Below are 9,571 nucleotides of genomic sequence, written 5' to 3'. Positions count from 1 at the left end.
GGTCACCTACGCGCTAAGGCAACCGTATCCACTGCTGGCGGCGAACCTGGACCGCGCGCAGATCATGCAGATCTACAAACAGCGCCCGGTACTCACGGGGGCAGCCTCCACCACCAAACAGGTACAGGCGACCTTGCTCGAAGACATCCGCGAATCCCATTGTGGCCTGCTGCCCGAAGCACAGATGCCGGCGATGCTCGCCGTGCAGCAGCAGCGTGACCGGCACATGGCAGAGCGCCTGATGGCTGCACCGACGCCTGCGTTGCTGCTGGCCGGTGCCTTCCACGTACKCAAGGATCTGGGGGTGCCGCTGCACCTGAAGGACCTGGGGGCCGGTGAAGGGAATGCGGTGCTGATCCTGGCCGAAGCGGGCAAGACCGTGACCGCCGAAAGTGCGGATTTTGTGTGGTACACCGCCGCGCAACCGGAAAAGGATCATTGCGCGCAGCTGCGTCGTTAACCCCCCTGTAGGAGCAAGCTTGCTCGCGATGGTCGTTAACGATAACGCGTATTTACTGGCTAAACGCGGCTCTCTTGAGTCCATCGTCGGAACGCCGCCAGGAGCAAGCTCGCTCCTACAGAGGACTACATTCGCTTAAGTGAACAGCATTGCACTCCGGCGCGACACTATGTCACGCCTCTTCGTCGGTCCAATGGTCGTATCCGCCCCTCCGGCACCGGCACAGTTTGTTAACATCCCCACGATTTTTTCGTCTGTACAGTCATCACGCTGTCATTTCAGCCTGTTCAACAGGATGCTTTTTCAATGAGTACTGTGTATACCCGCCGAACGGTCCTGCAAGGCATGGGCCTGTTGAGCCTGGGCCTGCTCGCCGGTTGCGACGACAGCAGCAAGCTGTCGTTCAAGTACGGCAAAGACCTCAGCGACAAGATCATGGGGCGCAACTTCAAGCTCAAGAACGCTCAGGGCGAAACCCGGATGCTGGGCAGCTATCGCGGCTTGATGCCAATGGTGTTCTTCGGTTTCACCCAGTGCCCGGCTGTGTGCCCCACTACGCTGGCCCGCGCGGCACAGGCCAAGAAACTGATGGGGCGCGATGGCGAAAGGCTGCAGGTGGTCTTCATCACCCTGGACCCTGAGCGCGACACGCCAGAGATGATCGATAAATACGTAAAAGCCTTCGACCCGAGTTTCGAGGCGCTGTACGGCACCCTGGAAGAAACCGCCGCCACCGCCAAGGAATTCGGCGTGTTCTTTGAAAAGGTCCCGAGCGGCGATACCTATACCCTCTCCCATACCGCGACCAGCTATGTCTTCGACTCCCGRGGCACTCTGCGCCTGGGACTGTCCACATCCCTGACGGCCCAAGAGTGCGCAGAAGACCTGCTCACCGTGATGGAGATTTGCTGAAATGAATGCCCCGCAGGCTAAAAACCGTTTCGCACAACGTTGCAGGCAACTGGCGCTGGGATTGTCCCTGGTTGGCCTGGCCTTTCAGGCATCGGCACAAACCGAGGTCAATGACGCCTGGGTCCGCGCCACCGTGGCCGGCCAACCGTCGAGCGGTGCCTTCATGACCGTCACCGCGAGCAGCGACAGCAAACTGCTGAGCGTGCAAACGCCGATTGCCGGGCTGGTGCAGATCCATGAAATGAGCATGAAAGACGACGTGATGAAAATGCAGCAGGTGGGCGCCGTCGCGCTGCCCGCCGGTAAAGCGGTGAGCTTCGACCCGCACGGTTACCACATCATGCTCATGAACCTGACGGCCCAGATCAAGGAAGGCGACAGAGTGCCGCTGACCCTGACCGTGGAAGACGCCAAGGGCGAGAAAGAGTCGATTCAGGTTGAAGCCGTTGCCAAGGCGATTGGCACCATGGATCACGGCTCGATGATGCATGATCACAGCAAGATGAACTGATTGCTCCGTCAGTTAAAACACAGAACCTGTGGGAGCGAGCTTGCTCCGGGCGGCGATCCGACGAAGGGGCCGGCACATCCAACAGAGATATTGCTTGACCCACCGCTATCGCGAGCAAGCTCGCTCCCACAGTTTGGATCTTCAGTGAATATGAGTCCCGCGGCCGGCCACAATATTTGTGGCGACGAGCAATTCAGGTCTTGGCGACAACCCATGTCATTCGCCAAGACCTTTTCATGTCAACTCAAACCAGCTTGAGCACGACGTTGATGTTGTTGCGCGTGGCTTTCGAGTACGGGCAGTACTGGTGCCCGGTGTCGACGATTTTTTGTGCGGTTTCACGGTCCAGCCCTGGCAGGCTGACATTGAGCCGCGCCTGGAGCAGGTAGCCGCCTTCATTGGTGCCCAGGTCGATTTCGGCATCGACGGCCACATCCTTGGGCAACGCCACTTTCATTTCCCTGGCCGCAACCTGCATGGCGCCGATAAAACAGGCTGACCATCCGGCAGAGAACAGTTGCTCGGGGTTAGTACCGCCACCGCCCGCACCCGGGGACGACAGCTTCACATCGAGGATTCCGTCGGAGCTGCGGGAGGCGCCGTCACGCCCGCCGGTGGTGTGGGTTTTGGCGGTGTACAACACTTTATCGATCTGGTTCATGGTGACCTCCTGATTGAGTTGTAAGAATCCGGCTTTAACACCCCATCCGGACGCAGGGATGGTCAATCAATATAGACGTCACACGCCCACACCGTGGTCGATCCGACCAGCGCCCGTTTCTTCTTTATTTACGTGCCAACTTGTACCTGACGCAGTCCTCATAAAAGCTCTGCCGTACAGCAGTCGGTTTGAATCGCGACGGACTGTCATAAGTTTGCTCTGTAATGCCAAGTGCCATCATGCGCATCCAGGTTTTGGCGAACTTGTAGACCTGGATTTTCTGGCGCGCGGCATACAGCGAAACGCCCGAGAGCTTGAGTTCCTGTGCCCTTGCAGCGGTGCCCGCACCCCAACTGCACATGTATTTATCATTGCTGGCCAGTTCTTTGGCTTGAGCCGAATTGGCTACACCCGCAACTATCAGCGGGATTAACGCGATCCATATCTTGCGCATCTTGACCTATTTAACTGGCTGAAAATGAACTAATTTTGCTGAGGATTTTTAAACTTGGGGGCCAGCATCGTGCCTTTTTTGCAAATTAAAGCGAAAACGAGATGGGCGATGTCATTTCTTGCGAGTTTTCAATCCTTTGCTATAGCTAAGACTCTCAATCGCCAACTTAAGTGAGGCAACGGAATGTCAGTCGCAAAGAAAATGAGTGTGGGACAACTGACAATGTTGACCGCCGTCAACATGTTGGGCTCAGGCATTGTGCTGCTACCGACGAAACTCGCGGAAGTCGGTGCAATTTCGATCCTCTCCTGGCTGGTGACGGCCACCGGCTCCCTCGCTCTGGCCTACGCGTTTGCGCGATGCGGGATGCTCAGCCGCAAGACCGGCGGCATGGGCGGTTATGCCGAATACACCTTCGGTAAAGCGGGTAACTACATCACCAACTACACCTACGGTCTCTCGCTGTTGATTGCCAACGTGGCGATCAGTATTACTGCAGTTGGTTATATCCAGGTGTTGTTCGGGATAAAACTGGATTCCCTGCAAGTAGGTCTGGCGACCATTGCCTTGTTATGGATCACCACTTTCGCCAACTTTGGCGGCGCGAGCATTACCGGCCGGATCGGTGCGATCACGGTCTGGGGTGTGATTGCTCCGGTGGTGCTGGTCTCCACGGTGGGCTGGTTCTGGTTCGACAGCAGCGTTTACGCCGCTGGCTGGAACCCCCACKACAAGGGCTGGTTCGAAGCGGCCGGCGCCTCGGTGGCGATCACCCTGTGGGCCTTCCTCGGTCTGGAATCGGCTTGCGCCAACACCGACGCGGTGGAAAACCCTGAGCGCAACGTACCGATTGCCGTGCTGGGCGGCACCCTGGGTGCGGCGGTGATCTACATCGTCTCCACCAACGTCATCTTCGGTATCGTCGGCAACGAAGAACTGGTCGCGTCCACCGCACCGTTCGGCCTGGTGTTCGCCAAGATGTTCACCCCGATGGTCGGGGACATCGTGATGGCGGCCATGGTACTCGCCTGCATCGGTTCGCTGCTGGGTTGGCAGTTCACCATCGCCCAGGTGTACAAAAGCTCGGCGGACACCGGTTACTTCCTGTCGATCTTCGCCAAGGCCAACAAGGCGGGAACGCCGATTGTCGGCATGCTGGTACTGCTCGCCGCACAGACCGCGCTGGCCCTGCTCACCATCAGTCCAGACCTGAGCAAGCAGTTCGACACCCTGGTCAATCTTGCGGTGGTGACCAACCTGGTACCGTACATCCTGTCCATGGCCGCGCTGATGACCATGCAGAAAGTCTCCAACGTGCCGGAAGGCAAGGCGCTGGCGACCAACATCATTGCCCTGATCGCGGCGGCCTACAGCTACCTGGCGCTGTACAGCTCCGGCGAGCAGGCCCTGATGCTGGGCGGTGTTGCCACCATCTTCGGTTACACCCTGTTCGGCTTCGTCAACAACCGCCTGATCCGCCTCGAAGCTCTCAACAATAGCGTGCCGACGCAAACCGTCAGCGCGCAGCACCTCACTGCCGAGCCAGTGCCGGTGAATAATCTGAATACAGCCACTATGGAGGTTCAAGCATGACGGAATATAAACACTCGCTGGGCATGCTGGCGCTACTGGTCAGCAGTCCGCCGGACAAACGAACGGTGTTTGGCCGCGCCCTGGATCAACTGGTCCACGACGTAGAGGGACGTGGTGTCAGTGTTCTGGCCTCGGAAAGCCTCACCGATGCTGCATCGATCCTGCGTTCGGACCCGGCCATTCAATGCGTGCTCATCCGATGGGAAATGGACACCAGTGAAGGCCACGCCGACTGCACCAAATTGTTGGTCAAGCTGCGCGAGCGCAACACCCGGGTGCCGGTGTTCCTGATCAGCGACCGTACCACCGCATCGACCATTCCGTTATTGGTCATGCAACACGCCGACGACTTCATCTGGCTGCCCGAGGACACCTCCCGTTTCCTCAGCGGGCGTATCCTGGCGGCCATCGAACGCTATCGCCAGGCCGCCCTGCCGCCGATGTTCGGTGCGCTGGTGAAGTTTGCCCGCAACTATGAATACTCGTGGCACACCCCCGGCCATGCCGGCGGCACCGCGTTTCTGAAGAGCACCGCAGGCCGGGCCTTCTACGAGTTCTTCGGCGAGAACCTGCTGCGCTCCGACCTATCGATCTCGGTTGGCGAACTCGGTTCGCTGCTCGATCACAGCGGCCCTATCGGCCAGGGCGAACGCTATGCCGCCAAGGTCTTCGGCGCGCACCGCACGTATTACGTGACCAACGGCTCGTCTATGTCCAACCGTGTCATCCTCATGGCCAGCGTCACGCGCAACCAGATCGCCCTGTGCGACCGCAATTGCCACAAGTCCGCCGAGCATGCGATGACCCTGTCCGGGGCGATTCCGACCTATTTGGTGCCGACCCGCAACCGCTACGGCATCATCGGCCCGATCCTGCCGCAGACCCTGAGCGCCGAAGGCGTGAAAACCGCCATCGCCAACAACCCGCTGGTCAAGCCAGGCATCGACCCGACGCCGGTGCACGCGATTGTCACCAACTCCACCTACGACGGCCTGACCTACAACGTCACCCGCGTCGAAGAGCTGCTGGGCGAAAGTGTCGACCGTCTGCACTTCGACGAAGCCTGGTACGGTTATGCGCGCTTCAACCCGCTGTACAGCGGACGCCATGCCATGCACGGCAACCCGGCCGATCACGACAAGTCCAAGCCGACCGTGTTCGCCACCCAGTCGACCCACAAGTTGCTGGCCGCCCTGTCCCAGGCCTCGATGATCCATGTGCGCGACGGCCGTAACCCGATCGAACATGCGCGCTTCAACGAGTCGTACATGATGCACGCCTCGACCTCACCGAACTACGCGATCATGGCGTCCTGTGACGTCAGCTCGGCAATGATGGAAGCACCGAGCGGGCAGATCCTCACCACCGAATCAATCGAAGAAGCGATCAGCTTCCGCCAGGTTCTCTCGCGCATGCACAACGAGATGCTGAGCAAGGACGACTGGTTCTTCACCTGCTGGCAGCCGCCGACCGTACAGGTGGGCGCAGCGACCGTGCCGTTCCATGAAGTCGACCCGGCTACGCTTAAAACCGACCCGAACTGCTGGGTCCTGCACCCGAACGCGGTATGGCACGGCTTCGGCGACATCGAAGACGGCTACTGCATGCTCGACCCGATCAAGGTTTCGGTACTTGCCCCGGGCATGGGCGACGACGGCAACCTGCTCGCCAACGGCATCCCCGCCTGCGTAGTCACGGCGTACCTGGGTCGTCAGGGTATCGTGGTCGAGAAAACCACCGATTTCACCATCCTGTTCCTGTTCTCCATCGGCATCACCAAAGGCAAGTGGGGCACGCTGCTCAACGCCCTGCTCGACTTCAAGCGTGACTACGACGACAACGCCGAGCTCGAGCTGTGCCTGCCCGATCTGTACAACGCCAACCAGCATCGCTATGCCGGCATGGGCCTGAAGGATCTGGCCGACGAAATCTTCGCCGCCATGAAGAAACACAAGACCACCGCCAACATGTCCCAGGCCTTCGGCACCCTRCCAAAAGCCGAGTTCAGCCCGGTGGAGGCCTACGAAAAACTGGTGCGCAACGACATCGAACTGGTGACCCTCGACGAAGCTGCCGGGCGCCTTGCCGCGACCGGTATCGTGCCGTACCCACCAGGCATCCCGCTGCTCATGCCGGGTGAGAACGCAGGGCCTGCGGACGGTCCGTTGCTGGCGTATCTCAAGGCACTGGAAGCCTTCGACAAATCCTTCCCCGGCTTCACCCATGACACCCACGGGATCGAAGTCGAAGACGGGGTTTATCGGATGCTGGTACTGAAATAGGTCCAACCGATTCACCGCAACACCTGTGGGAGCGAGCCTGCTCGCGATAGCGTTTTTGCAGCCAACATCTCTGTGGCCTGACACTCCGCCATCGCGAGCAGGCTCGCTCCTACATTGCTTCGCATACCCATCAAATCCCTATGGGCAAACTCGATCACAGCGCTCTATGATTGATCCCCATGACCACCACCGCTGCGATCCGCTCACCCTGCCCGCCCGGCGCCTGCGACTGCGGGCGTGACCCGCTGCTGGAAACTCCGGGGGCGGACCTGCGCATTCTGTTTCTGACCCGCAACGAAGAAAAACGCCTGATCGAACGCCTGGAAAACCTGCAGAGCCTGAGCGATCTTGAGCACGTGAAACGGCGCATGTTCGAACAGTTGGGTATCCGCGTGGACATCGCCCCCGGCTTCAATGAAGTGCGCACCATGCGCGGCATCGGCATCCAGATTGGCGAACTGCCGGGGCTGTGCCGCAAGACCCGCGCCAACATACCCGCCGCCATTCGCCGAGCCATGGAAAAGCGCCCGGAGATTGCCTACGAACTGCTCAATGCCAACGACCTGTTGCGTGACGCCTGATGAAACCTCTTCTCGAATTCCCCCTCACCGACAAGATTCTCACCACGTACGCCCTGGCCATCGGTGCCGACCTGCAGGGCTACCGCAACCACATTTACCGGGTGCTGAATTTCCATGGTGCTCTCAGCGCTGCCGATGGCCTGCCCCCGGATGCCGTACAAATCGCGGCGGCGTTTCATGACCTGGGTATCTGGACCGATGACACCCTCGACTACCTGCCCCCGTCCATTGCTCTGGCCATCGAGTACCTCGACAGCCAGCAACGACCGGAACTGAAGGATGAAGTCAGCGCGTTGATACTTGAGCATCACAAGCTGCGCCGGTATCGCGGCGCTTACGCCGACAGTGTCGAACCCTTCCGCCAGGCCGATCTGGTGGATGTGTCCCTGGGACTGGTGCGTTTCGGCTTGCCCCGAAGCTTCATCAAAACCGTGCAGGCGACCTTTCCCGATCATGGCTTTCACTCGATGCTAATGAAGCTTTGCGCACGACAATTACTCCGCTCGCCGCTGCGGCCGTTGCCCATGTTTCGCTGGTGACACCCGTGTCCGTCCCTCTCTCTGACGGTGCCTTTAGCGCAAAGCCATTTCGCTGAAAAGCGCCTGAAACACTAACTTTCTGACCATCCATTACTGGATATTTCGTAATTCAAACCTACGCTCTCCGCGGGGGATACGAATTTCAACGACGGTTGGGGGCTCGTCTCGATGTACTCACGCTTGTACGCAGGAGCTCCACATGAATCGGACAACCTCATCCTCGATTTTCGCTATCCCCCTGTTGTTGTCTGCCATGGCGCTTCCCGGCCAGACCCTGGCCGCTGACAAGTCCCCCAACATTCTGGTGATCATGGGCGACGATGTCGGCTGGTCGAATATCGGCGTCTACAACCAGGGCATGATGGCCGGCAGAACCCCCAACCTTGATCAGCTGGCGAACGAAGGCATGCGTTTCACCGACTATTACGCCGAGGCCAGTTGCACCGCCGGGCGCGCCAACTTCATCACCGGCGAACTGCCGATTCGTACGGGAATGACCACCGTCGGCCAGGCCGGCTCGCCCGTGGGCATTCCCGCCGAAGCCGTCACCATCGCGACCACCCTCAAGGCCATGGGTTATGCCACCGGCCAGTTCKGCAAGAACCACTTGGGCGACCTCAACCAGTTCCTGCCCACCGTCCACGGTTTCGATGAATTCTTCGGCTACCTCTATCACCTCGACGCCATGGAAGACCCGGCGCACCCCAATTATCCGAAGGAACTGCTGGACTCGGTTGGCCCACGCAACATGGTCCACAGCTGGGCCTCCACTACCGATGACACGACCGTGATGCCGCGCTGGGGCAAGGTGGGCAAGCAGAAAATCGAGGACGCCGGCACGCTCTATCCGGAGCGGATGAAAACCGTCGACGAGGAGATTCGCGACAAGGCCTTCTCTTTCATCGACAAGGCCAAGCAGGACGACAAACCGTTCTTCGTCTGGCTCAACCCGACCCGCATGCACATCGTCACGCACCTGTCCGACAAGTACGAAGCCATGCGCAACTCGCAGAATGGCTGGTCAGAACAGGAAGCCGGCATGGCGCAGCTCGATGACATCGTTGGCGACGTCCTGGCGAAGCTGAAAAAAGACGGCATGGACGACAACACCATCGTGATTTTCACCACCGACAACGGTGCGGAAAACTTCACCTGGCCCGATGGCGGCACGACGCCGTTCGCCATGGGTAAAGGCACGGTCATGGAAGGTGGCTTCCGGGCGCCGGCGATCATTCGCTGGCCGGGCAAGGTGCCGGCCAACCAGATCGCCAACGGCATCATGTCCGGCATGGACTGGTTCCCGACTCTGGTCGCGGCGGCGGGTAACCCGAACATCGCGGCGGAGCTGCTCAAGGGCAAAAAATTGGGCGACACCACCTACAAAGTTCACCTGGACGGCTATGATCAAACTCCAATGATCACCGGAAAAGGTCCGTCGAACCGGCATGAAGTCTTCTACTTTGGAGAGAGCGCCTTGGGTGCAGTGCGCATAGACGACTACAAATATCGCTTCATTGACCAACCGGGTGGCTGGTTGGGGGCTAAAGTTGCTGTGGACGTGCCGATCCTGACCAATCT

10 protein-coding genes are annotated in these 9,571 nt (G+C 59.4%); 8 read left to right on the top strand and 2 right to left on the bottom strand.

What is annotated here, in order from left to right; genetic code table 11:
* The 3 genes from ACXRVY_RS10230 to ACXRVY_RS10220 all read left to right on the top strand — a co-directional run.
* A partial coding sequence (locus tag ACXRVY_RS10230; RefSeq protein WP_458237339.1) for a ChaN family lipoprotein occupies nt 1-460 on the top strand: 460 nt, incomplete at its 5' end.
* A 306-nt stretch (nt 461-766) separates the two neighbouring features.
* Entirely contained in the window at nt 767-1,372 is a 606-nt protein-coding gene (locus tag ACXRVY_RS10225; RefSeq protein ID WP_223463015.1) for an SCO family protein, read from the top strand.
* Nucleotide 1,373: 1 nt separating this feature from the next.
* The gene (locus tag ACXRVY_RS10220; protein ID WP_223463016.1) at nt 1,374-1,883 is read left to right on the top strand and encodes a copper chaperone PCu(A)C; all 510 of its coding nucleotides are present in this window, start codon (nt 1,374-1,376) and stop codon (nt 1,881-1,883) included.
* Nucleotides 1,884-2,127: 244 nt separating this feature from the next.
* On the opposite strand, the gene ACXRVY_RS10215 is transcribed toward ACXRVY_RS10220, so the two are convergent.
* Together ACXRVY_RS10215 and ACXRVY_RS10210 are read right to left on the bottom strand one after the other, a co-directional pair.
* Entirely contained in the window at nt 2,128-2,544 is a 417-nt protein-coding gene (locus ACXRVY_RS10215; RefSeq protein WP_223463017.1) for an organic hydroperoxide resistance protein, read from the bottom strand.
* A 124-nt stretch (nt 2,545-2,668) separates the two neighbouring features.
* Nucleotides 2,669-2,998 carry a hypothetical protein gene (locus ACXRVY_RS10210; RefSeq protein WP_223463018.1) on the bottom strand — a complete coding sequence of 110 codons (330 nt, stop codon included), beginning with the start codon at nt 2,996-2,998 and terminating at the stop codon, nt 2,669-2,671.
* Nucleotides 2,999-3,181: 183 nt separating this feature from the next.
* Between ACXRVY_RS10210 and potE the strand changes: the two genes are divergently transcribed.
* From potE to ACXRVY_RS10185, 5 genes are all read left to right on the top strand, one after another.
* Nucleotides 3,182-4,591 carry a putrescine-ornithine antiporter gene (potE, locus tag ACXRVY_RS10205; protein ID WP_458237338.1) on the top strand — a complete coding sequence of 470 codons (1,410 nt, stop codon included), beginning with the start codon at nt 3,182-3,184 and terminating at the stop codon, nt 4,589-4,591.
* Entirely contained in the window at nt 4,588-6,873 is a 2,286-nt protein-coding gene (locus ACXRVY_RS10200; RefSeq protein ID WP_223463020.1) for an Orn/Lys/Arg family decarboxylase, read from the top strand. The genes potE and ACXRVY_RS10200 overlap by 4 nt, the downstream gene beginning before the upstream one ends.
* Before the next feature lie 179 nt (nt 6,874-7,052).
* Nucleotides 7,053-7,454, top strand: coding sequence for a hypothetical protein (locus ACXRVY_RS10195; RefSeq protein WP_223463021.1), 402 nt, complete (start codon nt 7,053-7,055; stop codon nt 7,452-7,454).
* Nucleotides 7,454-7,993 (top strand): HD domain-containing protein, encoded by a 540-nt coding sequence (locus tag ACXRVY_RS10190; RefSeq protein ID WP_223463022.1) that lies wholly within the window; start codon nt 7,454-7,456, stop codon nt 7,991-7,993. The genes ACXRVY_RS10195 and ACXRVY_RS10190 overlap by 1 nt, the downstream gene beginning before the upstream one ends.
* 199 nt (nt 7,994-8,192) lie before the next feature.
* On the top strand, nt 8,193-9,571 hold a 1,379-nt coding region (locus tag ACXRVY_RS10185), incomplete at its 3' end, for an arylsulfatase (protein ID WP_458237337.1).

This window comes from Pseudomonas sp. P5_A2_2 (assembly GCF_054177685.1).
Note: the sequence above shows the minus strand (reverse complement) of the source record. Positions and strands in the feature narration are given on the sequence as shown.

Coding starts and splice junctions, on each gene's coding strand:
- ACXRVY_RS10220 (WP_223463016.1), top strand. CDS start 1,374: ATGAATGCCCCGCAGGCTAAAAACCGTTTCGCACAACGTTGCAGGCAA.
- ACXRVY_RS10215 (WP_223463017.1), bottom strand. CDS start 2,544: ATGAACCAGATCGATAAAGTGTTGTACACCGCCAAAACCCACACCACC.
- ACXRVY_RS10210 (WP_223463018.1), bottom strand. CDS start 2,998: ATGCGCAAGATATGGATCGCGTTAATCCCGCTGATAGTTGCGGGTGTA.
- ACXRVY_RS10195 (WP_223463021.1), top strand. CDS start 7,053: ATGACCACCACCGCTGCGATCCGCTCACCCTGCCCGCCCGGCGCCTGC.
- ACXRVY_RS10190 (WP_223463022.1), top strand. CDS start 7,454: ATGAAACCTCTTCTCGAATTCCCCCTCACCGACAAGATTCTCACCACG.